We start from the raw sequence: 24,193 nt of genomic DNA, 5'->3' as shown, positions 1-24,193 counted from the left end.
GTTACATGGAAGTTACTGAAGAACTTAATGAAAACAGGATGTTAAGTCTTCAGCAACAATTAAAGGGAACATAGCCTTTCGAAAACCCATCTAATGAATCGGGCGGATAGATCCTCAACGATGGTCCCATAGTGACCGGCAAAAACAAGCATATGGCCTAATAAGCCTTTTAGTTGCTCTTCATTGCGCTTAGATGATTTAGCAACGGCTTCTAGCTTTCTTGAAAGCCAATCATAAAAGGTCAAGCCAGCAATCACGCCTGCTTGAATCGTTACCGTTGACAAAAGAGCCACATCTTTCAAATAGGTGATAAGTGCGCCCTGTATTCTATCGGCCCAATACTCCGAAAAAGAAGCTTGATTTCGTTGCTCATACTTTAGACGGATAGGGGTAAATAAGTGGTCATTCGATTTCCTCTTCAACGCTCCCCAAGAATCCGAGGAAGCAGTGTTTAAGTAACCCGGATTTTTGTTTCTTGCCATCAAATGGGCTGATATGCTTAACCCAGTGCCAGAGTCCAAGCGGTACTCGCCTGTTGAGATTGGAGCATGAATAAATGGCCAAAGCGGTATTTTGGGTACAGGATCAGCACCATGCGTACATCGATAAACACCATCGTTTAGCTTTTCCGATGAGCGTGCGTATGCTTCCAGACCAACTCTAGGAGCGCCAAAGGTGTATAAGGTGGTTCTGACCTTCATCTCATTACGCACCCAATCAGCGCAAAGTGATGCGAGTGCTCCACCTAAGCTGTGCCCAACGCAATGTATACGTTTTGGTTTAGGATTCATCTGCATAATATACTGCTTCAACTTGGGGCTAAGACTTTGAAAACAATTGTTGAAACCAGCATGAGCGGGCGAACCGTTTGGTGATCCTTTCACCCCTATATTCGCATTTGTGATCCAGTCATTAGCATTTTGTGTTCCTCGAATTGAAATGACAATTTCATTCTCAAATGTAGAACCTTTACCAGTGCCAACCACTGCAAACGCCTCTGAAGTTCTCATCAAGCCAGGGATAACTTTACGCAATACCGGTACATTGGATAAACCCGCTACACCGCCTGTAAAACCATCAAATACATCATCTTCAGAAAAAGAAAAGTGATTTGAAAAACTGTTTTTGCCCGGCATGATAAAACGGCCATTATTTTCATAAGCTTTGTAAGGAATATCCGCTATTTCTGAAGCCATTTTTGGTGTTAACTTTGCCATTACGTGTCCTTATTTAGTAATATTTTTTCAGAAAATCCTTTCAAATCACACCTACTAATAATTTCAAGATCGAGGCCATTCTCAACAAATTTATTTTTAAAAAAGTAACGATATTCGTCCGAATTAATCTCACAACTTAAATCAAGAAGATTATCTGAAATAAATTCATAGGGTTTCACGTCAGAAAAGCGAGCCTCTAGTAAGTAGTATTTTTTGCCATCTACAAAAATGTAAATACCAATGTAGCTAGAGGATTCATGAAGGGCAGGTTCTTTAAACGTCTGATAGTGATATGTAGGTTGGAAATGAAAATAACCATTTTCTGACGTAATTGTCTCGGTGATATAACGGTTTTTAGAAAAAGCCGTGTGTAGATAAACTACCTCGCTAGTAAACGCTTTCCCGTCTAAGTATAAGCGACCAGTGATCTCTGAGCTAAGTATGTATTGAAACTTTTTTAATTTGAAGAAATTAAACATATCTGCGTTACAACCTGTTGAGAGCAATAATATTGTGGCACTCATAAGGGAAACCAGTATTTTAGTCATTTGTTTACCAATATTGTACATAGGTCAACCCATATCCACGCGTGAGACGATACTATGTCCTAATGCTCTCAAGTGCTAGCCTAGGACCGCCCCAATTCTCAAAAATAAGTCATGTCAAAGCTTATATCTAGGCATACTTTAAAAAATAATGTAAATGACATGTCTATTACTTTCATGGGGTAAACATAAGTAGACTCCCTCTGGCAAAAAAATACCGAGCTATTCGTTAAAGTACCTATCCACGTCCATTTCGTAAGCTTGCATACTCATTGTCTCATTCTGAATTCTTATCATGAAGACCAGTTAACAATAGCTACCGCGAAAATGGTTGTTTTTTTATAACCGATAAAACATGGCGCCATCTCAACTTTTTCAGCACCATTGCTATATCACAGCGAAAATACCTCGAGTTCACTATAAAGCTCATCGATGTGCCTGGGCAGGTTGGAGTGGTGTCAAAGATGAGCTTCCGAAAGCGAATGTTACTCTCGACTGGTTCCATATTGTGCAGTTATTACACTGGCTGTTGATGACGCTCGAAAAACAATGACATGCAAAAAGCTCTTCGTTGGGCGGTGTTAAAGGATGCTGAGAGTCCGATGACAGATAGGCAAGTACAAGCTTTAGTTGACTAGAGCCAGTAAGAAAAGTCCTAACAACCTTAGAAAAGCACCCAGAGAGAATACTTCAACGTTGGAGCTCGACCTATGCTAATACCGAGAATTTGACTGACCGAGGCACTGAATACTGTGGCCGTGTTGAACAGCATGATTACCAACTCTACCTAGCTATCAATGATATCGACCAATTCGAACAAACTGATTTGGGCTTTATCCTTCACCTTGGTAAACAACGCCAATACATCAGCAAATCTTGCTTAAACGAAGAAGTGATCGCGTTTATGGTAGAGCAGCACGCGGCATCAAAAGCGAGCTAACCAGCTCATATCAAGCTGGAATGAGCGTTCTAAAAAGTAGGTGATATATGATCGAACATTGTAGCAAGTATATCGTCGATTCTGAATCAATTGGGTTTGATGTAGAAAGCTAATAAGGCTTAGAGGTTTCTCTTTCGGACATACTGCTTCGGTGTCATGCGCGCAATCTGCTTACACTCTCTAGTCATGTGTGCTTGATCGGAAAAGCCTTGCTCCAGCGCCAATTCCGATAAAGTAAGATCGGGTTGCGCTCGGAGTTGCTCTAAAGTGTGCTTCACTCGTTTAATGCGTTGGTAATGTTTAGGAGTAATCCCCAACCATTTCTGAAAATTGCGCTCTCTCTGGCGCTGACTGATGGTCCCTGTAGGTTGTTCAATAATGTGGCCGACATACTGCGGTTCATATTCCTCAATCAGTGTTTGAACCCAGCGATATAACGTAGAAATCCTTGCATATGGCGAACGAGCTGTTTGCAGAGACTCAAATGTTGCTAGTGCAGAAGAAGCCAAAGGGTGGTCGTCTTGAATCCGCAATAGCTGTTCTAGACGTTTACCAAATAGTTGATAACCAACAGCAGGATGAAAGCGTACGCCAGTCATCACCGCGCCTGGCGGTAGGCAGACCTGATGTGCCAGAATGCTTATAGGCAGTAGGACAACCCCCGGCGTCTGCCACTCACCATCTATTTGTACTTCATTCTGTAAAATGAATACCACACCTGTACCAGCATCACTGAGTAATTGTTTACGTACGGTTTGCGTCGTATCAGGTTTGACGGATGCTGACCAAATGGCTTGAACATAGCCAGCTAAAGCCTTTTGAGGTTTTAAAATATCAAATTCTAAGTTCAAATGAATCATCCTATTTAACCTCAACTTAAATGAGAAAGTGATACACATGTACTTTTCATCCTATTAAGTTGAGGTATAAGCAGTGGCTTACAAGTAAGAACCGTCAAATAGAATTATCGAGGTTTATAGACTCCAACCTTTGGCTTAAATGCCTTAACTATTCGGTTCCAACTATTGATCGCGTTGATCGCAATTGTTAGGTTGACCATAGCTTCTTCTCCAAAGGTATTCAAGGTCAGCTGATAGCTATCATCATCTACTGGTAGGCCAGCAGTTAGTAATTCAGCCCAACCTAGTGCAACGTGTTCTGCATCGCTGTAGAATGGCATATCTTTCCATGCACTAAGCCCCCATATGCGTTCCGGCTTTTCACCTAACTTAAGCGCATCTTTACTATGCATGTCGATACAAAATGCACATTGATTGATTTGCGATATGCGTAACTTAACCAGTTCCCATATGATCATGTTCATAGTTTCTGATTGGCTAAATTGTTCATGGAAGTAAGCTTCCTGAGCGTATAGGATTTCTATTGCTTTTGGCGCTACTTCAATATAGTTGAGTCGTTTTTTCATGGTCATTCTCCTCTGTTTTTTACATAGTAAAAAACGCTCTTAGCAAAAGATTGAAGATTTTCGACATGCACTCAATAAAGTTAGATAAAAGAGTGAACGACGAAAGCGAAAAGTGTACCTATTGGAAACCAAGAAAACTTATGCCAATTAACAAAGTATTGCTCTAAATAATGCGACTTAAGGTTGGCGTCTATTTTTACTCCACCACCTTCCGTAAACGAGCAAAAGGTGCTGAGTTACCTATATACACGCCAGCCGCAACGATAAAGACGCCTAAAACATTTTCCCATTGAGCCTGCTCACCAGAAATGAACGAAATCAGTAGAGTGAATACCGGCATAATATTAAATAATGGAGACATTTTATCTGGACCAAGAACGATAGCACCTTTCATCCAAAAGTAATAAGCGATCAAAGTGCCAAACAGGCTCATGTACGCTATTAGTGATAGGTCTTTAAATGTTATGGCATTTAAGCTACGGCTAAAGTCGCCGTGGTACATCGCTATAGCGACCATTTGAATGGCACCAATACTTAACACCCAACGTAACTGCTGAGTTACTGGGATATGAGATGTTAAACGCTTCGCTAGAATTGTGTATAAACACCCACTAATTAAAGCAAATAACATGTATAGATCACCAATATTACTATTGCTGCTAATAGAATGAATATTTCCCCCTGTAATGACGATTACCACTCCACAAAAACTGATTAGTGCACCTAAAATAGTTTTAACCGAAATGGAAGTTTTGAGAATAAAGCCCGACAACAAGATAGTGACAAGTGGTAGATTTGCCTGAACAACCGCTGCGTTAACTGGGGTAGTAAAGCTCATTGCAGAGAAAATAGAGAAGTTTTGGATAGTTACACCCACGGTTGCTATAACAAACAACGACAACATACTTTTTCGTGTGAGTTTGGCTCCATATGGAGAGCGTTTAGTTCCTCTTATCAGTAAGAGTATTAAAGCTGCAACGGAAAATCGTAACGTCGCTGAATCCAAAGGAGAGACATCGCTATTAATAGCCTTTATTACGTTAAAGTTACTAGACCAAAAAAAGATAGCGACAACAACACCGCACCAAATTGATAAATGCTTAGACATAGATCTTCCTGATAAAAATTAACTTGACGCGATAATGCTATATATTTCATATTTGATTTTTAATAGCCAAATTTAAGAGGGTTAATCCCAAATATGGAACGTCACTCTTTGGATGACCTTTTGTTATTCGTTTCTGTTGCTCGCTATCAAAGCCTAACACAAGCATCTGAGCGTCTTAATGTCCCGTTAGCCACGCTAAGCCGGAAGTTAAAAAGGCTGGAAATAAACTTAAATTGCAGACTATTTAACCGCAGTGCACACCACTTTGCGTTAACAACTGATGGCGAAAAATATTATCAACTCTGTGAGCCGTTACTTCTTAGCTTAAATAATGTGACATCGAGAATTGCGACTGAGCGTCAGTCTTTAAGCGGAACGATCAAAATATCAGCGCCAATTAACATGACACAGATGTGGTTAAAGCGGTGCGTTTATGAATTTGCAGAGCAACATCCGAAGATATGTATCGATTTAGATGTACAGAATGAAAAAATCAATCTTGTATCTAACCGTGTCGATGTTAGTTTTCGTCTTGGTGATCTTATTGAACAAGACTGGATTGCTCAGAAATTATGGTCGATTCCATTTGCGCTTTGTGCATCACGAAGCTATTTAGAACAACACCAACCGATTACCCATCCAGAACAACTTGTTCATCATCGCCTAATTACGGTAAACAACGACAGCCAATGGAAATTAGTTAATCAAATCACCAATGAAACATTTGATCATCCGCTAAAGTTTCAATTCACTTCAAATGATGTACTGCTAGTTAGAGACGCCGTCATCCATGGTTTAGGAATTGCGTGGATTCCAACCTATTACTTTCATGAGCTAAATCATGATCAACATAACCTGCTGCCTTTGTTGCCAGAATGGCAATGCTCGGGTAAAGAAGTATTCATTATGTATCGAGACCGCGATAAAAGGCCTGCAAGAGTTGATGCATTTATTGAACATGTCTTAAATTGGAAAAATCGCATTCAAATGTTTGCTTGAAAGAGGTTTATCACATTGTGCTGTGCCGGTAACCTCAATTGAAGCTTCATGACTCTGCTTCAATTGAGTTCATTTATTTAACCTCTAAAAGAATCATGAATACATAGGCAGTTAATGGGATTCGAGTTTACAAGTGATTCGGTCAGCTAAAACTAAAGCTAAGTAGAAAGTATTTGCAGTTGTATTTGCGTCTGAAAATCGTTTAGAGCTTTCTCATCCGCGAGGTTCTATAAGAAATTATTAAGGATATATTTGTGTGTGATTTCGTGAAAAAAATTATTGTAGGTTTACTTTTCAGTGCTTCGTCTTTTGCTTCCTTAAGTCAATATGTTCCAGCAATGAATGATAAGAACGGTTATGTAGAACCATTTCAGATGTTTGATAATGTCTATTATGTAGGAGACAAGTGGGTCTCATCATATGCCATTGCTACAGACGACGGACTTGTTATCATTGATACGCTTGACTTCCCTTACTCTGAGTGGATACCTATCAACCTAGAGAAGCTAGGGCTAAAAGATAAGCCAATAACGCACATATTGGTAACTCATGGGCATTCTGACCACGTTGGAGGCGCCCAGTTACTTCAAGAGAAGTATGGTTCCAAAGTCGTGATGACCAAAAGCGCTCATGAACTATCTATACAGCAATCAAACAAAAGCGAAGGTGAGAACAAGTTCCTTCCTCCAAATTTAGACATAGAGATAAAAAGCGATAGCTCTATGGCTATTGGTGGACATGAGTTTAAGTTCTATCTCACACCTGGCCACACGGAAGGTGATTATTCCTTAGACTTCACTGTTGAAGATAATGGCGAACAATATCGTGCTTTTATCGTTGGTGGGCATAGCGTAAGTAGCAATGATCCAGAAGTTATTGGCCAGTTCCTGACTAGCATGGAGAAAATTAGAAAAATTTCACTACAGGCACCTATTGTGAACGTTAACCTTTCGAACCATCCACATAAAAATTTCCTTTTTGAAAATAGGAAGAAGCTCGGCACAAGCGGTAACCCGTTTATCAGTGAGGCAAACTTCTTCATGTTCCTTAAGCAACAAGAAGATTTAGCTAAGGGAAAACTAGAAGAACTATAATACCGTGGTATACGAGCAGCCTTCTTTATTAGGTTAGAGATTTGCTCTTGAGTTATAGCTAAGGCTTTAATAAGTTGCTCAATCAAGATTCGACACTGGTGGCAGCTATATTGTTTGTAGGTTCTAGTGGCAAAGGCGCCGTGCGTAAGCATTCGTATTGTGTGCCTTACACATTTGCAAGGCGTTATGTGCTTTCTAGAAAAGTCTCAAAATAGAGTACAATTAGCGTTTTGACACAGCGGAAATCATCATGGCCAAAACTGTTCAGCAGCAAATCGGAAACATTGCTCTAGTCGTTGAAAATTACGACGATGCTATCGAATTCTATACTCAAAAACTTCAATTCACTCTGGTTGAAGATACCAACCTAGGTGGTGGTAAACGCTGGGTTCAAGTTTCTCCTCCAAACTCCAATGGTACAAACCTACTTTTAGCTCAAGCGAGTACACCGGAGCAAACGCATGCAGTAGGAAATCAAACAGGTGGTCGTGTTTTCCTGTTTCTGCAAACTAATGATTTTTGGCGTGACTACGAGTTGATGAAGAAAAATGGTGTTGTATTTAATGAAGAGCCTCGTGTAGAAGAATACGGGACAGTGGTGGTGTTCCAAGATCTCTATGGTAATAAATGGGACTTACTGCAACTGAACTAGAAACTACATAGCACCTGCATAGCATAGTGTTCATGAGGAGTTTCCAACAAGCCTTTAAGGCTCTGAGATATTAGTGCTAATTCAAAGGTTCTCAGAAGTTACTGTATTTCTAAATCACTTTTGTGCAAACAATAACTAGCCATCATTCCTTCTCGATGTATCAACAAGTGTTAGGGCGGCACACCAAAAACAAAAAGGCGAACCAAACGGTTCGCCTTTGTCGATTTAGAGACTACAAAAATTAATCTTCGTAGTTATCGATGCTTGGGCATGAACAGATTAGGTTACGGTCGCCGTATACGTTATCTACGCGGTTTACCGTTGGCCAGTACTTCCAAGATTTGGTCGCTTTAGACGGGAAGCAGCCAATCTCGCGAGAGTAAGGGCGGTCCCAATCTTCAGCTGAAAGATCAACTTGTGTGTGTGGCGCGTTAACAAGTGGGTTGTTATCCAGTGGCCATTCACCGTTTTTCACTTTCTCCATTTCTTCGCGGATAGCGATCATCGCATCACAGAAGCGGTCCAGCTCTTCTAGATCTTCCGATTCCGTTGGCTCAACCATTAGCGTGCCCGCTACAGGGAACGACATAGTTGGCGCGTGGAAACCGTAGTCCATTAGACGCTTCGCGATGTCTTCTTCGCTGATACCTGTTTCTTCTTTCAGCGGACGAATGTCGATAATACATTCGTGCGCTACGCGGCCATTTTTGCCACGGTAAAGAACAGGGTAGTGTTGGCGAAGTGTTTCCATCACGTAGTTTGCGTTCAGAATTGCTACTTTTGTTGCATCTGTTAGGCCAGGTTCGCCCATCATTGCGATGTAAGCCCAAGAGATAGGTAGGATAGAAGCGCTACCCATATCTGCTGCTGATACTGCGAAATCTGCGCCTTCTACACCGTCTTCAATATGCCCTGGTAAGAAAGGAGCTAGGTGAGATTTCACACCGATAGGACCCATACCCGGACCGCCACCACCGTGCGGGATGCAGAAGGTTTTGTGTAGGTTTAGGTGAGAAACGTCTGAACCGATGAAGCCTGGTGATGTTAGACCAACCTGCGCGTTCATGTTAGCGCCGTCTAGGTAAACCTGACCGCCAGCGGCATGAACCATTTCACACACTTCTTTCACTTTCTCTTCGTAAACGCCGTGCGTAGAAGGGTAAGTGATCATAATGCTTGATAGGTTGTCTTTGTGTTTCTCGATTTTCGCTGCTAGGTCGTCGATGTCGATGTTGCCTTCTTCATCACACTTAACCACAACCACTTTCATTGACACCATAGATGCTGTCGCAGGGTTAGTACCGTGCGCAGAGCTTGGGATCAAACATACGTTGCGGTGACCTTCGCCACGGCTTTCGTGGTAGCGTTGAATCGCGATAAGGCCTGCGTACTCACCCGATGCACCAGAGTTTGGTTGTAGTGAGAATGCGTCATAGCCAGTGATTTCACATAGCTTTTCTTTAAGGTCTTTTGCGAGTGCTGCGTAACCAGCTGCTTGTTCTGCTGGTGCGAACGGGTGGATCGAACCAAACTCAGGCCAAGTAACTGGGATCATCTCTGCTGCTGCGTTCAGCTTCATCGTACAGCTGCCCAGTGGGATCATGCCGTGCGTGAGTGAGAAGTCTTTGTTCTCTAGCTGTTTTAGGTAACGCATCATCTGTGTTTCGCTGTGGTGCGTGTTAAACACAGGGTGTGTTAGATATTCTGTTGTGCGGCGCAATGCTTCTGGAATGGCTGCAAACTCGTTGCCTGCGATTTCAGTTGATAGTGCTGCGACTTCTTCTTTCACACCGAATACAGCGAATAGGGCTTCTACATCTGCCACGGTTGTGGTTTCGTCGAAGCTCACACCTAGCTGAGTACCCAACTTACGTAGGTTGATGTCTGCGGCTAGTGCTTTCGCGTATAGGTCTTCAGTTTGTGCACCTGTGTTGATAGTGATGGTGTCGAAGAAGCTGTTGTGAGCAAGCTCGAAGCCGCCTTTAGTTAGGCCAGCGGCTAGGATGGCTGTCATGTGGTGCGTACGACGAGCAATCGTGCGTAGACCTTCTGCGCCGTGGTAAACCGCGTAGAAAGACGCCATGTTCGCTAGCAGTGCTTGAGCAGTACAGATGTTTGATGTCGCTTTTTCACGACGGATGTGCTGTTCACGCGTTTGCATTGCCATGCGCAGTGCTTGGTTGCCGTTAGTATCGATAGAAACACCGATAACACGACCTGGCATAGTACGCTTGTGCTTGTCACGTGTTGCCATGAAGGCAGCGTGTGGACCGCCGTAACCCATCGGCACGCCAAAACGTTGTGCTGAACCGATTGCTACGTCTGCGCCCATTTCACCAGCAGGTTTAAGTAGGGTAGAAGCAAGAAGGTCCGTTGCTACAGTCACTAGTGTTTTGTTTGCTTGCGCTTTAGCGATGATGTCCGTTAGGTCACGAACTTCACCTGTTGTACTTGGGTATTGAACTAGTGCGCCGAACACGTCTTGCTCTGGTAGTGATTCTAAAGAACCAACCAAGACTTCAAAGCCGATGAATTTCGCACGAGTTTTTACCACTTCGATGGTTTGTGGGTGAACGTCGTCAGCAACGAAGAATACGTTGCTCTTGCTTTTACCCGCACGCTTACAAAGTGTCATCGCTTCTGCTGCTGCCGTTGCTTCATCGAGCAATGACGCGTTCGCGATTTCCATACCAGTAAGATCCATCACCATTTGTTGGTAGTTTAGAAGTGCTTCTAAACGACCTTGTGAGATTTCTGGTTGGTAAGGGGTGTAAGCAGTGTACCAGCCCGGGTTTTCCATCACGTTGCGTAGAATCACGTTCGGCGTGAAGGTGTTGTAGTAACCCTGACCAATGAATGTACGTTTAACTTGGTTCTGATCGGCGAACTTACGCATTGCTGCCAGCATGTCTGCTTCGCTTTTCGCTTCTGCCAAGCTCATTGGTTGCTCTAGGCGAATTTGTGCTGGTACGGTTTCGTCGATAAGCGAATCTAGGCTAACTGCGTTGATCGCTTCCAACATTTTCTGTTGGTCAGATTTGTTTGGTCCATTGTGGCGAGCAACGAACTCGTTTTGTGTGCTGAGGCTTTGAAGTAATTCAGTCATTGTCCTTTACCTACTCCTTGGTTCGGGTAACGGATTTGCGTTACTGATAAATTAAATTATACGTCCGAACCTAGAAAAAAAGCTGTTCTCTAAACAGGCTAGGGAACAGCTTTCGTCACATCCTAATTACTCTTCTTCGATAGAGTTTAGGTATTCGTCTGCGTCTTTCAGGTTATCTAGTTCAGATACATCAGACATCTTCACTTTTACGATCCAGCCACCTTCGTACGGCTCTTCGTTAATTAGCTCTGGGCTGTCTTCTAGTTCTTCATTGATTTCTACGATTTCACCAGTGATTGGTGCGTAGATGTCTGACGCTGCTTTTACAGATTCAACGAGAGAGAAGCTTTCACCTGCTTCAACTTCGTCTTCTACGTCTGGTAGGTCAACGAATACCACGTCACCTAGCATTTCTTGTGCATGCTCAGAAATACCAATTGTTACTGTGCCGTCACCGTTGTCACGTACCCACTCGTGGCTATCTGCAAACTTCAGTGTTTTGTCCATTGCTTAATCTCCGAATAACTTGTCAGGAATTATTATGATTTTAAAAAAATCGTTTACTGGTATAGAGGAAAGCGACTGCAAAGTTCTTTTACTTCTTTGCGAACGCGTTTTTCAACTTCTGCGTCACCTTCAGGGTTGTTCACTAAACCGTCCAGTACGTCACCAATCCAATTACCGATGAGTTTGAATTCTTCAGCGCCAAAGCCGCGGCTTGTACCCGCAGGCGTTCCTAAACGGATGCCCGATGTAATCATAGGCTTCTCTGTATCGAATGGGATGCCATTTTTGTTACATGTGATCCCAGCACGCTCTAGAGCTTCTTCTGCTTTATTGCCTTTCAACCCTTTCGGACGAAGGTCAACCAGCATTAGGTGCGTGTCTGTGCCACCAGTTACGATGTCGCAACCGCGAGTTTGCAATACTTCCGCTAGGACTTTTGCGTTATTGATCACCGAATCAATATAAGTTTTAAATTCAGGGCCAAGCGCTTCACCAAATGCGACCGCTTTGGCTGCGATAACGTGCATCAGTGGGCCACCTTGTAGGCCAGGGAATACGGCTGAGTTGATTTTCTTAATGATGTCTTCGTGGTTAGTAAGAATCATACCGCCGCGAGGGCCACGCAATGTTTTGTGTGTTGTAGTCGTAACAACGTGTGCGTGTGGCAGTGGGCTAGGGTGCGCGCCTGTTGCGATAAGACCGGCGATGTGTGCCATGTCGACCATAAGAATTGCATTTACTTCGTCTGCGATTTCACGGAATTTTGCAAAGTCGATAGTACGTGGAATAGCGCTACCACCTGCGATGATCATTTTAGGTTGGTGCTCAAGTGCTAGCTCACGAACATCTTCGTAGTTGATTTCCAGTGTTTCGCGATCAACACCGTATTGAACTGCATTAAACCATTTACCAGAAAGTGCAGGGCGTGCACCGTGCGTCAGGTGACCACCTGCGTCTAAAGACATACCAAGAATGGTGTCACCAGGTTGAAGCAGTGCTAGTTTTACTGCGCCGTTTGCTTGTGCGCCTGAGTGTGGTTGAACGTTTGCGTATTCACAATTGAAAAGTTTTTTTGCGCGTTCGATAGCAATGGCTTCCACTGTATCTACGTGCTCACAACCACCATAGTAACGACGACCTGGGTAGCCTTCAGCGTATTTGTTTGTTAGGCATGTGCCTTGAGCTTGCATTACCGCTTTAGAAACAATGTTCTCAGAAGCGATAAGTTCGATTTGTTCGTTTTGGCGAGCGGATTCCGCTTGAATTCCAGCAAAGACAGCATCATCTGTCGCAGAGAGGTTGGTAGAGAAAAAGTTTTCCAAGCTGTGGTTAGGGTAACTCTTATTCATGGTAGTTGACCTTCCAAATCTGAAAATGAACCCGCAATAGATGAGTTATGATTTGCGGTTGTGGTTCATTTGTCCTCAAAAACAGCTGAACTGCGTAGCAGAACAGAGTGAACATCCGGCCCTAAATTTGGGCAAAAACTCCGTTGGATTGCGTGTTTCCTTTACCAATCTCTTACGGAAATATGCATCTCTACATCTAACAAGTTGGTAACATAGCGCCTGTGACGGGAACAATCAACCAAAAATTTCCTATAGGAAACAAGATTTCAAAATTTGTTAACAAGAGCACGGTTTAATTCACTTGGTGGACTTCTATCCACTATGTGCTTCATGCACAATGCGAGTAAGACAAAAAATATGGATATCTATAGAGGGATTTATGGCAGAAAGTATTTACGATGAATACCCATCGATGACGTTGGCAAAAGAGCAACATGACCAAAATATCGAGCCGTTAAAACTGGGCCAGCGTATTAAGGATATCCGCTCGAAACTCGGTATCACATTAGAAGAGGCCAGTCAGCGAACCGGGCTTGCTCGATCTACACTGAGCAAAATAGAAAATGAGCAGATCTCCCCGACGTTTCAAGCGATGCAAAAATTGGCACTTGGCTTACAAATTGACATGCCACAACTATTTGAGCCACCTAGAAAAAAGGTAGCGACAGGGCGTAGGGATGTTACCAAGAAGAATGAAGGTAAACCACACCCAACACAAACTTATGAACATGAACTGCTCGCGACACAACTTTCCAATAAGAAAATGATGCCGTTTAAGAGCCAAATTCGAGCTCGTAGTTTTGATGAATATAAAGACTGGGTTCGTCATGATGGCGAAGAATTTCTGCTTATCTTATCTGGTGAGGTCATGTTCTATTCTGAGTTTTACGAACCTGTTGTTTTAAGCGAGGGAGACAGCGTTTATTACGATGCAAATATGGGACATATGTTGACCAGTGTTAGCGAGGAAGATGCGCTCATTTTGTGGGTGACAGCCAAATAGTGATAAATACTTGTAAATTTCCTATAGTGAAAGCAAACGATTGCTGTTGGTGGTCGTTATGATGAAAAGGCGCTTTTTTGATGAGAACTTGCTCATTAAAGCGCTATTTTTGTACGATTTGTTGTGATTAAAATGTTAAGAGTCACACTTTTGCAAGTCGATCTACGTCTTGTTCGTGCAAAATAGAATGAGCCATGTTTATTATTGGAAACACATCGAATGCCGATAGCATTCTCGGGTCTATCTAAATGGAGACGAAAATGACTCAAGAACTACTGAAAACACCACTACACGCACTTCACGTTGAAGTTGGTGCCAAAATGGTCCCGTTCGCGGGTTACGATATGCCTGTTCAGTATCCTCTAGGCGTAAAGAAGGAACACTTACATACTCGTGATGCGGCAGGTCTGTTTGACGTTTCTCACATGGGACAGCTTCGCCTAATTGGTGACGGTGCAGCTGCGTTCCTAGAAACATTAGTTCCAGTGGATATTGTGGATCTTGAGTCTGGTAAACAGCGTTACGCTTTTTTCACTAATGAAGAGGGCGGCATCATGGACGACTTGATGGTGGCTAACCTAGGCGATCATCTGTTTGTGGTTGTGAACGCAGCATGTAAAGCGCAAGATATCGCACACCTACAAGCGCATTTACCATCTGGTGTTGAGCTAGAAATTATCGAAGACCGAGCTCTACTTGCAATCCAAGGCCCTAAAGCGGCGGCTGTATTGGCGCGTTTTGCACCAGAAGTTTCTGAAATGCTGTTCATGGATATTCGTAAAGTCGATATTTTAGGCGCCGAGTGCATTGTTTCTCGTAGTGGTTATACAGGCGAAGACGGTTACGAAATCTCGGTTCCTGCTGACAAAGCGGAAGAGCTAGCACGTAAACTGACTGCTGAAGATGAAGTTGAATGGATTGGCCTTGGTGCTCGTGATTCGCTTCGTCTTGAGTGTGGCCTTTGTCTATACGGTCATGACCTAGACACAACAACAACACCTGTTGAAGCGAGCTTGCTATGGGGTATCCAAAAAGTTCGTCGTATTGGTGGTGAACGTGAAGGTGGTTTCCCTGGCGCAGACATTATTCTTAAGCAGATTGAGACTAAAGATGTGGCGCGTAAGCGAGTGGGTCTAGTAGGTCAAACCAAAGCGCCAGTGCGTGAAGGTGTTGAACTGTTTGATGCTGACGGCGTTAAAATTGGCGTTGTAACCAGCGGTACGGCGGGTCCGAATGCAGGTAAGCCAGTCTCAATGGGTTATGTTCGTGCGGATTTGGCGGCGATTGGTACTGAAGTGTTCGCTGAAGTGCGTGGTAAAATGCTACCAATGACAGTTGAAAAAATGCCGTTCGTACCACAACGCTACTACCGTGGTTAAAACGAATTGAAACAAAAATGCCGAGCTTTGTAGCTCGGCATTTTTTATGTCTTCTTTTCGCTTGTTTACTTTTAGTTTACTGCTTCATCAATAGTACAGCACATATCAATAACGATATCTTCAAGCTTTTCCGGATGAATCATCTCTTCTTTTGGGATCCCAAATTGAGAGGCCATAATGGTATTAAACAACTCCCAATGCTTGATCAGCAATTTTTCGCGATTATCTGCAATATCCGGCCATGTTTCTTGCATCATTGGCGCGAGACTGACAGCACCATGTGCGAAGATCAACATTTGCCACTTTGATTCCCACTGATCAAATTGTGCATTAGGGTTTTCGCTGTTGTACTGCTCGAAAATTCCGGTAAATATCGCAGCGAACTCATCTTTTGACTTTAAGAAATACTGCAGCAGAGCACCGTCATCGCCTTGTCGAATGGCATCGGCGATCATCTGTACTGGATGAGGATTGACGAGAGCAAATGCTAGCATGCGAACCATAAACAGATAAATTTTTCTATTCGAAGGTGTGTTCTCCGGCATTTCATTGATGAGTTCAGCCATATAGCACTGCATGAACTCGTCCATTGCATCGCTAACCGCTTGCCAGATTTTCTCTTTGCTGCCGAAGTGGTGACGGATCAAACTATGTGAAACACCAGCCTTTTCACTGATATTGCGCAGCGAGACACGCTCGTAACCAAGTTCACAAAACATATCTGCTGCCACTTTAAGGATCAGACACTTAGTTTGTTCTGCTGCTTCAGCACTTCTACGCCCCTGCTTTCTTTCATTCATAGTTCGAATTTTCCCGAATATTAATCACGCGCTTACTTTTACCAGAAACCGAACGCTTTGACTAATTAATTTGCTATCCACCTGGAAAATATGTTGATCAATTTCAAATTCTGCTTATACTGCACGGCTGTGTAATATATAAAACCTACGGAGAAAGCGGGTGCGAAAACAATATTTAAGGCGCACTTTAGTTGGCGCAGTGGTGACATTAAGTCTTTCTGGGATGCTAACTGGGTGTAATAAAGCCATTTCTGAGCCGTCTGAACCTTTAATCAAGCCTGTAAAATTACTGGCGGTGAAAGACCTAGAACTTGAAGACTCGCACGCCTTTTTAGCGCGTATTGATGCAACACATCGCGCGCAGCTTTCTTTTCAGGTTGGTGGAGAGGTAGATGAATTACGTGTACGCATGGGTCAAAAGGTCCAAAAAGGTGAAGTGCTCGCAACGTTAGACCCTAAAGATCTTCAGCTTGCGTTAGATGCCGCTCAAGCGCAGTACGCGTTAGCGAAAACACAATGGGACCGCGCGAAAAACCTTTACGGAAAAAAACTCATTAGTACTGATGAGTACGATCAGAAAGAAACTCAATATAAAGCGGCATTGGCGAACTACGAACAAGCTAAAACCGATTTGAGCTATACCAAAATTCATGCACCGTTTGATGGCATTGTGTCATATACCTATGTCAACCCGTTTCAGGTAGTAGCAGAGAAGCAGGAGATCTTGAATCTCATTGATAACACGACGTTGGATGTGTCGTTCACCTTGCCAGTAAGTTATGCGGAATCTGTATCACTTGAGTCACTGCAAAACTCCGATATGTGGGTGACGATGGATAGCGAGCCAAGAAAACGTATTCCTGGGCAATTTAAAGAAATTTCGACGCAGCCAAACATCGATACCAATAGTTATGAGGCGATCGTGACCATCACTCGACCAGAAGATCGCAATTTGCTGACAGGTATGACAGGGCAGGTACACATTGCTAAACAACATGTATCGGATGCGATGACGTTACCTCAGTCTGCTTGGGTCAACAAAAATGGGACGCAAGGTGAAGTTTGGGTAATGGACAGAAGCACGCAGCAGGTCAATAAAGTCACTGTGTCACTTGACGTAGCAGGTGGTGTGAAAGCCGGGCTTGATAACAATGATTACGTTGTTATTGCTGGTGTTGAGAGACTGGTTGAAGGACAAGTGGTGAAAGCTTGGGTTCGTGAGGGAGGCATTTAATGAAACGTTCTCTACTTACGATCTCTGCGATTGCACTTGCAGTTTTAACAGGGTGCAAAAATGAAAACCAAGCTATCGTCGAGCAGTCACTTTTTGTGTCGACTATCTCGGTGGATGCACCAGTACAAAGTCAACATCGCGCGTTCAAAGGCATAGTAGTGCCTGCAGAGCAAACGCCAATGGCATTTCGCCGCGCTGGGGAAGTTCAGCACGTATTGGTTAAAGCGGGTGACGTTGTGAAGCAGGGGCAAATGATCGCAAAGCTAGATGATAGCAAAGAGAAGCAAGCCGTGAATGACGCAGAAGCACAATACACACTCGCAATTCGTCAGCTTAAACGCGGTGAAGACTTGCATGCACGTCAAATGATTTCAAAAGCGGAACTTGATGAGCTAACCGCCAATAAAGAGCTAGCTGAGGCTACTTTCTATAACGCGACCAATCAATTGAATTACACCCGTTTATTCGCCCCGTTCGCCGGTAAAGTATCCGATGTTTTCAAAGAACGTTTTGAGCGTGTGGCAATTGGTGAACCCGTGTTAAACCTATACCAAAACGATTTGGTTTACGTGCGTATTGAGCTTTCCGACAATGTTTTAGCGATGGTAGACCCAAACTCAGACAGCATGAGCTACAAGCCTAGAGCAACCTTCTCCGGCATCGATGGCAGATTTGCTTTGGACTATTTAGAGCACACAAGTGAACCCAACGCTGAAACTCAAACCTACGAAATGTACTTGACGATGCCACAGCCAAAAACAGAGATATTGCCGGGAACCAGCGTAAGCGTTTTGGTCGATATGGTGAAGGCGGGCATTACCTCTATTGATGGTTACAGTGTTCCTGTCACGGCGCTTCAAGCAGGCAGTGAAGGGAATGAGTTCTTTGTGTGGAAAAAAGAAGGTGACATTGTCACACGAGTGCCTGTCATGATTTCTCAAGTGAATGGCAATGGAGCCATTGTGTCGTCAGGTGTTAGCCAGGGCGATATTCTGATTAATTCAAATCTGCGTAAATTACGCGAAGGTAAACATGTGGATGTTGTGGAGAATAACCAATAATGAACATTGCTGAGTATTCAATAAAAAACAAAGTCATCAGCTGGTTGTTCATTATTATCCTTGCTGTTGGTGGTTTAACGTCATTTTTGGAGCTTGGACGATTAGAAGACCCGGCATTTACGATCAAAGATGCCATGATCATCTCAACATACCCTGGCGCGACGTCAAAAGAAGTTGAAGAAGAGCTGACGTATCCTCTAGAAAAAGAGATTCGAAAACTCCCTTATATCGACAAAATTACCTCTACGTCTTCTAATGGTATGTCTCAAATAACGGTGAGCATGGAAATGGACTATGGTCCTGATGAACTGCCGCAAATTTGGGATGAAATGCGCCGTAAAATTAATGATTTACGACCATCATTGCCTCAAGGTGTTCAGTCTTTACAGATCATTGATGATTTCGGTGACGTTTATGGCGTGATGTTAATGCTCACTGGTGACGATTACGACTATGTAGAGCTGAAACGTTATGCGGATTACCTGACCCGTGAAATCGAGCTTGTTGATGGTGTTGGTAAGGTAGACATCACGGGCGATCAGCAAGAAATGCTATTCGTTGAGATCTCACTTGATCGCCTTGCTGCACTGAACTTAGACATGAATGTGGTTTCGAGCTTGTTGAACCAGCAAAACAATGTGGTTTCAGCAGGTGAAGTGATGGTCAATGGCGAAAGCCTTGTTATTCGCCCAAGCGGCACTTTAAACACTGTAGAAGCACTAGAAAATCTGATCATTCATGGCCGTGACACAGGAAATCTAATTCGTCTAAAAGACGTAGCAACGATTTCTCGCGGTATTCAAGAGAAGCCAAGCAACGTCGTACTCTTTAACGGTCAAAAAGCGATTAATATCGGTATCTCGTTTGCGTCGGGTGTGAACGTGGTTGAGGTTGGTGAACGTTTGGATGCGGAGCTCGCGAGCCTAGAGTCTATCAAGCCTGCTGGCATCGATATGAACTACTTTTACAACCAAGCCAATGAGGTGGATGAATCTGTTAAAGCGTTTGTAATTAGTCTAGCGGAGGCAGTGGCGATCGTAATCATTGTGTTGCTGTTTACTATGGGTTTACGCAGTGGTGTCATCATTGGAGTTGTGTTGTTATTGACGGTATTTGGTACCTTCATTTTGATGAATTACAACAACATCGAACTGCATCGTATTTCTCTTGGCGCGTTAATTATTGCCTTGGGTATGCTGGTTGATAACGCGATTGTTGTCGTGGAAGGCATATTGGTTGGCCTAAAGAAAGGGCGTACCAAAGTTCAAGCGGCTGTCGATATTGTAAAGCAAACACAATGGCCTTTGCTGGGCGCAACTGTTATTGCAATTACGGCTTTTGCACCTATCGGTTTGTCGCAAGATGCGACAGGTGAGTTCATGGGCTCTCTATTCTGGGTGCTGTGTTTCTCACTATTTTTAAGCTGGATTACCGCTATTACACTGACGCCTTTCCTTGCCGATCTTTTGTTGAAAGAGGAAAACAAAGAGCAGGGTACTAGCGAAGATGATCCTTATAAAGGCTGGTTGTTTGTCGTATTTGGGGCATCACTGAAATTTGCATTGCGATTCCGCTGGCTTACCGTTGCTGGCATGGTGGCGCTATTAGTGGGTGCTGTCGTGGCATTTGGTAATGTAAAACAGCAGTTCTTCCCACCATCGAATACGCCGATGTTCTACGTGGATATGTGGATGCCAGAGGGTACTGACATCCGAGAAACGATTAAAAAAGCTGAAGAGGTCGAAAGCTACATTCGTCAGCAAGATGATATTGACTTTGTTTCTGCTTCGATTGGGCAGGGCCTACAGCGTTTTGCTTTAACCTATCAACCAGAAAAAAGTTACGAAGCGTACGCGCAGTTCCAAGTTCGCGCGACTGATCGTGAGAAAATGTTTGGTTTACTGCATAAGTTAGATGAGAATCTGGCGAAAACATTTGATGCGCCTACGTTCCAGTTTAAATTGATGGAATTTGGTCCATCACCAGCGTCTAAGATCGAAGCGCGTATTACTGGCCCTGATCCACAAGTTTTACGTGACTTGGCGGTGCAAGTTGAAGACATCCTTCATACCGATCCTGGTGCCCGAAACATTCGTCACGATTGGCGAGAGCTCACCAAGGAACTTGTACCCGTTTTCAATGAGTCTAAAGCTCGTCGCTTAGGTATTTCGAAAGAAGATCTTTCAAGCACACTGCAAATGGCGTTTGGTGGTAGCACCTTAGGTTACTTGCGTGATGGTACACATACGTTGCCAATTATGACACGCCTTCCTGAAGAAGAACGCGTAGATTTTGAATCACTACAAAACGTGACCATTTGGAGTCCTTCGTTGCAAACGTATATTCCGGTTGATCAAGTGATTGATGGCGTTCAACTGGATTGGAGTGAGCCGCTAATTCAGCGTCGTGACCGTAAGCGTACGTTAACCGTTCTCGCGGACCATGATGTGTTGAGTGACGACACGGCAGCAAGCTTATTTGCTCGTGTACAGCCTAAAGTGATGGCATTGCATGTTCCAGAAGGATACGAAATCACATGGGGTGGTGAGTACGAATCATCCAAAGATGCACAAGAAGGCCTATTCGGTTCATTGCCGATGGGTTACTTGTTGATGTTCATCATTACTATTTTACTGTTTAACTCAATCAAAAAGCCGTTGGTCATTTGGTTCACCGTTCCGTTAGCGATCATTGGCGTTGCTTTTGGTTTGCTTACCACGAACATGCCGTTCAGTTTTACAGCATTCCTTGGTTTGTTAAGCCTAAGTGGCATGATTTTGAAAAACGGTATTGTGTTGCTTGACCAAATTAACCTTGAGTTGGAGTCAGGTAAAGATCCTTACCTCGCGATTGTCGATAGTGCGATAAGCCGCGTTCGTCCGGTAAGTATGGCTGCCCTAACAACTATCTTGGGGATGATTCCACTGGTCTTCGACGCCTTCTTTGGCTCGATGGCAATAACGATTATGGCAGGTCTTGGTTTTGCTACTGTACTGACACTGATAGTGGTGCCAGTGATGTTTGCAATTCTGTTTAGGGTAAAACCGACCACTGCATAGGGACTCCTGGCTATTTGCCAGCTTCCTGCCTAGCCCTGAAGGTTTTCTTCGGGGCTTTTTTGATCTTACTAATACATACCAAACCATTCATTTGCTTGATTTTAATGATTTTCTTACGATTACAATGCAAATCATGCGTATACTCATGTAACGACACATCAAAGATTGAGATTACATGAATAAGCGCATATTAAACGGACTCTTCTTCGTTGGTTCTTTCACCTTGGTTGGCTGCACCGCGACGGATAGCATGCCGACAGAAACCAAACAACCTTTCCCTAAAATCAACAGTGTTAGTGCTGAAGTCATTTCCAGTTGGATTGATAGTAAGGTTTTAGCCCCTGAAGGGCTGTCGCTCGAGCAAGACAATCTACGTTATCTATCGGGTAGCGCCGACCTAAACAGCGACGGCAAGGCAGAATACATAGTGTTGCTTCAAGATCGCTATTTCTGTGGTAGTGGTGGCTGTGCTGCATATATGTTTGATAATGAGGGAAACGTTATCAATCGAATGTCGGTAACTCGCACGCCTATTGTACTAGCCGACAGTTACAGTAATGGTTGGCAGGACTTTATCGTTTGGAGTAATGGCTCATATCGACTCATGAGTTACAACGGTGAGTCTTATCCAAGTAACCCGTCACTAGAGCAAAAGGTGGATCGAGACGCTAACCAGCAGGCGGCAATCGCAAATGTAATGGCGACAGAGCTTTATCAGCAAGACGGCTATGACATTCTGCCCGCAGAGTCAAAAACCTTGTGGACGCCAGCTAACGTTTACCACTTTACCTTCAAGCACTACGGTGACCCGCATAGCGCTTATCAAGCAACGGTGGATATGAGCAGTGGGGAAGTAGACATTGTAGCCGTTCCGGCTGCGGAATAAAAAACACCTCCCTTAACCGGAATTAAAGGGAGGTGCTAAATGCCAAATTCGAGGGTGGCATTGTTAACCGGAGTCGCTCTAATTAAGCTGCGACTTCTTGTTTCGCTTCTGCTTTGCTTTTTAAGAATGCGTAAGTAAAGCCAGTTACCGCTGTACCTGCTGCAATAGCCACTAAATACATTAATACTGGTGAAATTGCGTTAGGAATTAGCAGCACGAATAGACCGCCGTGTGGTGCCATTAATTTCGCACCGAATAGCATCGATAGGGCACCAGTAAGTGCGCCACCTGCCATACAAGATGGAATCACGCGCATTGGATCTTTCGCAGCAAATGGAATTGCGCCTTCAGAGATGAAACAAAGGCCCAAGACAAATGATGCTTTACCTGCCTCACGTTCATTTTGTTCAAATTTGTTCTTCGCAATGAAGGTCGCTAAACCCATACCTAGCGCAGGAACCATACCTGCGGCCATGATTGCCGCCATTGGCGCGTAAGTTTGTGAAGCCAAAAGGCCAACACCAAATGCGTAAGCGGCTTTGTTGACAGGGCCTCCTAAGTCGAAACACATCATTGCGCCAAGGATAATACCCAGTAGTACTGCACTGTCAGATCCCATGTTGTTTAGGAAGTCAGTCAGGCCGTTCATGATGCCTGAAACTGGGCCGCCTACGATGTAGATCATGACAAGGCCAGTGAACAATGTTGCTACAAATGGAATGATCAGAATCGGTTTAAGCGCCTCCATCGATTGTGGCAGTTTCACCTTATCTGCGAGGAGTTTCGCTGCGTAACCGGCAATGAAGCCAGCTGCGATACCACCTAGGAAACCAGCACCCGTTGAACTTGCTAGCATACCACCAACAAGACCAGGAGCCAGACCAGGACGGTCAGCGATTGAAAACGCAATATAGCCAGCAAGTACAGGAATCATCAATGCGAATGCAGAACCACCACCAATGTTCATCAAGGCTGCTGCTAGTGTGCCTTCTTCTTTAAATGCTTCAATACCAAACACGAACGATAGGGCGATGATCAAACCACCAGCGACAACCACAGGCAGCATGTGCGATACCCCTGTCATCAAGTGTTTGTAAGCGCCTTTCTTCTCGTCTGCTGCCGAAGCAGAATTTGCAGAACCTGAATGTTGGTAAATCGTGGCTTGCTCGAATGCTTTGTCCATCTCTTCGGCTGTTTTTTTCAGAGCTGGGCCTGTTTTCGTGCGGTACATCTTTTTGCCGTTAAAGCGATCAAGTGGCACTTCAATATCCGCAGCAATGATCACCAGATCGGCATCTGCAATTTCTTGCTCAGTCAGTTGGTTTTTAGCGCCAACTGAACCACGAGTTTCTACCTTGATTTGATGGCCACGACGCTTGCCTTCTTCTTCTAAAGCTTCTGCCGCCATAAAGGTATGCGCAACGCCAGTAGGGCATGCCGTGATTGCAACAATCTTCTTTGATGCTGATGTTGTATCTGTAGTGATAGGGGCTGCAAGTGTGGTTGCTTTTTCAAGTAAAGTGGCGTTTTCAACCGCTTGCTGGAGAAACGCAGTTGCGTCTTTTGCTACTTCGCTAATTTCCGCTTGGTAAACCTTTTTTCCTACAAAACGAGAAGTGTCGACGCTAGTATTTGCCGCAATGACAATGACTTCTGCTTGTTCAACGTCAGCTTCCGTCAATAGTGTTGGTTCAACCACACTTGATTGACATTCTATTTTGGCATTCCAGTTTAATTTTGCAGCGGCTTGTTCTAGTAATCCTGCCGCAAGGATGCTATTTGCTACACCGCTCGGACAGGCAGTAATAATGGCAATATTCATACGATA

20 protein-coding genes and 1 pseudogene are annotated in these 24,193 nt (G+C 43.9%); 11 read left to right on the top strand and 10 right to left on the bottom strand.

All coding sequences use genetic code 11. The annotated features are described in order from the left end of the window. Nucleotides 1–59: 59 nt before the first annotated feature. Complete coding sequence (locus R8O11_RS10865; protein WP_318194136.1) at nucleotides 60–1,217, bottom strand: lipase family protein; 1,158 nt, start codon at nucleotides 1,215–1,217, stop codon at nucleotides 60–62. Then, a complete protein-coding gene (locus R8O11_RS10860) occupies nucleotides 1,217–1,765 on the bottom strand; it encodes a DUF6795 domain-containing protein (RefSeq protein WP_033906564.1) in 549 nt (182 codons plus the stop codon). The genes R8O11_RS10865 and R8O11_RS10860 overlap by 1 nt, the downstream gene beginning before the upstream one ends. A 352-nt stretch (nucleotides 1,766–2,117) precedes the next feature. Between R8O11_RS10860 and R8O11_RS31805 the strand changes: the two genes are divergently transcribed. Then, nucleotides 2,118–2,315 (top strand): transposase, encoded by a 198-nt coding sequence (locus R8O11_RS31805; protein WP_033906523.1) that lies wholly within the window; start codon nucleotides 2,118–2,120, stop codon nucleotides 2,313–2,315. Nucleotides 2,316–2,549: 234 nt separating this feature from the next. After that, nucleotides 2,550–2,702: pseudogene (locus R8O11_RS10855) on the top strand (YcxB family protein); the annotation flags it as partial. A gap of 119 nt (nucleotides 2,703–2,821) precedes the next feature. Here the strand turns inward: R8O11_RS10855 and R8O11_RS10850 are convergent. The 3 genes from R8O11_RS10850 to R8O11_RS10840 form a co-directional block, all read right to left on the bottom strand. Further along, nucleotides 2,822–3,562, bottom strand: a complete 741-nt coding sequence (locus R8O11_RS10850) for a helix-turn-helix domain-containing protein (RefSeq protein WP_196363361.1) — start codon at nucleotides 3,560–3,562, stop codon at nucleotides 2,822–2,824. Between the two features lie 104 nt (nucleotides 3,563–3,666). Continuing rightward, nucleotides 3,667–4,128, bottom strand: a complete 462-nt coding sequence (locus R8O11_RS10845) for a carboxymuconolactone decarboxylase family protein (protein ID WP_047104117.1) — start codon at nucleotides 4,126–4,128, stop codon at nucleotides 3,667–3,669. 196 nt (nucleotides 4,129–4,324) lie between these two features. Then, nucleotides 4,325–5,236: a DMT family transporter gene (locus tag R8O11_RS10840; protein WP_047104114.1), complete on the bottom strand. Its 912-nt coding sequence runs from the start codon at nucleotides 5,234–5,236 to the stop codon at nucleotides 4,325–4,327. A 93-nt stretch (nucleotides 5,237–5,329) separates the two neighbouring features. On the opposite strand from R8O11_RS10840, the gene R8O11_RS10835 reads away from it, so the two are divergent. From R8O11_RS10835 to R8O11_RS10825, 3 genes are all read left to right on the top strand, one after another. Then, complete coding sequence (locus tag R8O11_RS10835) at nucleotides 5,330–6,235, top strand: LysR family transcriptional regulator (RefSeq protein ID WP_033906526.1); 906 nt, start codon at nucleotides 5,330–5,332, stop codon at nucleotides 6,233–6,235. A gap of 266 nt (nucleotides 6,236–6,501) precedes the next feature. Further along, nucleotides 6,502–7,329 carry an MBL fold metallo-hydrolase gene (locus R8O11_RS10830; protein WP_225452537.1) on the top strand — a complete coding sequence of 276 codons (828 nt, stop codon included), beginning with the start codon at nucleotides 6,502–6,504 and terminating at the stop codon, nucleotides 7,327–7,329. Between the two features lie 250 nt (nucleotides 7,330–7,579). Next, nucleotides 7,580–7,981 (top strand): VOC family protein, encoded by a 402-nt coding sequence (locus R8O11_RS10825; protein WP_005388788.1) that lies wholly within the window; start codon nucleotides 7,580–7,582, stop codon nucleotides 7,979–7,981. A 241-nt stretch (nucleotides 7,982–8,222) separates the two neighbouring features. Here the strand turns inward: R8O11_RS10825 and gcvP are convergent, their stop codons facing one another. The 3 genes from gcvP to R8O11_RS10810 form a co-directional block, all read right to left on the bottom strand. After that, nucleotides 8,223–11,087 carry an aminomethyl-transferring glycine dehydrogenase gene (gene gcvP / locus R8O11_RS10820; protein ID WP_042520777.1) on the bottom strand — a complete coding sequence of 955 codons (2,865 nt, stop codon included), beginning with the start codon at nucleotides 11,085–11,087 and terminating at the stop codon, nucleotides 8,223–8,225. Nucleotides 11,088–11,213: 126 nt separating this feature from the next. Next, on the bottom strand, nucleotides 11,214–11,594 hold the full coding sequence (gcvH, locus tag R8O11_RS10815) for a glycine cleavage system protein GcvH (RefSeq protein WP_005376432.1): 381 nt from the start codon (nucleotides 11,592–11,594) through the stop codon (nucleotides 11,214–11,216). A gap of 53 nt (nucleotides 11,595–11,647) precedes the next feature. Continuing rightward, a complete protein-coding gene (locus R8O11_RS10810) occupies nucleotides 11,648–12,943 on the bottom strand; it encodes a serine hydroxymethyltransferase (protein WP_005376430.1) in 1,296 nt (431 codons plus the stop codon). Between the two features lie 379 nt (nucleotides 12,944–13,322). On the opposite strand from R8O11_RS10810, the gene R8O11_RS10805 reads away from it, so the two are divergent. Further along, nucleotides 13,323–13,946 carry a helix-turn-helix domain-containing protein gene (locus tag R8O11_RS10805; protein WP_005376429.1) on the top strand — a complete coding sequence of 208 codons (624 nt, stop codon included), beginning with the start codon at nucleotides 13,323–13,325 and terminating at the stop codon, nucleotides 13,944–13,946. Nucleotides 13,947–14,206: 260 nt separating this feature from the next. Then, nucleotides 14,207–15,325: a glycine cleavage system aminomethyltransferase GcvT gene (gcvT, locus tag R8O11_RS10800; protein WP_017820967.1), complete on the top strand. Its 1,119-nt coding sequence runs from the start codon at nucleotides 14,207–14,209 to the stop codon at nucleotides 15,323–15,325. A gap of 71 nt (nucleotides 15,326–15,396) precedes the next feature. Here the strand turns inward: gcvT and vdeR are convergent, their stop codons facing one another. Next, nucleotides 15,397–16,125, bottom strand: coding sequence for an efflux transporter transcriptional repressor VdeR (gene vdeR, locus R8O11_RS10795; RefSeq protein ID WP_005376423.1), 729 nt, complete (start codon nucleotides 16,123–16,125; stop codon nucleotides 15,397–15,399). 160 nt (nucleotides 16,126–16,285) lie between these two features. Here vdeR and R8O11_RS10790 point away from each other — a divergent pair, with 160 nt between their 5' ends. The 4 genes from R8O11_RS10790 (at nucleotide 16,286) to R8O11_RS10775 (ending at nucleotide 22,365) form a co-directional block, all read left to right on the top strand. Further along, a complete protein-coding gene (locus tag R8O11_RS10790; RefSeq protein ID WP_064377088.1) occupies nucleotides 16,286–17,359 on the top strand; it encodes an efflux RND transporter periplasmic adaptor subunit in 1,074 nt (357 codons plus the stop codon). After that, complete coding sequence (locus tag R8O11_RS10785) at nucleotides 17,359–18,420, top strand: efflux RND transporter periplasmic adaptor subunit (RefSeq protein WP_062730998.1); 1,062 nt, start codon at nucleotides 17,359–17,361, stop codon at nucleotides 18,418–18,420. Before R8O11_RS10790 ends, R8O11_RS10785 begins: the two co-directional genes overlap by 1 nt. Further along, entirely contained in the window at nucleotides 18,420–21,479 is a 3,060-nt protein-coding gene (locus tag R8O11_RS10780; protein WP_318194135.1) for an efflux RND transporter permease subunit, read from the top strand. The genes R8O11_RS10785 and R8O11_RS10780 overlap by 1 nt, the downstream gene beginning before the upstream one ends. 175 nt (nucleotides 21,480–21,654) lie before the next feature. Next, on the top strand, nucleotides 21,655–22,365 hold the full coding sequence (locus tag R8O11_RS10775) for a hypothetical protein (protein WP_064354754.1): 711 nt from the start codon (nucleotides 21,655–21,657) through the stop codon (nucleotides 22,363–22,365). Between the two features lie 82 nt (nucleotides 22,366–22,447). Here R8O11_RS10775 and fruA read toward each other — a convergent pair whose 3' ends face one another. Then, nucleotides 22,448–24,187, bottom strand: coding sequence for a PTS fructose transporter subunit IIBC (gene fruA / locus R8O11_RS10770; protein ID WP_033906530.1), 1,740 nt, complete (start codon nucleotides 24,185–24,187; stop codon nucleotides 22,448–22,450). Between the last annotated feature and the right edge of the window lie 6 nt (nucleotides 24,188–24,193).

This window comes from Vibrio sp. 1288, assembly GCF_033344475.1.
The sequence above is the reverse complement of the archived record's forward strand: the minus strand, read 5'-3'. Positions and strand labels throughout refer to the sequence as shown.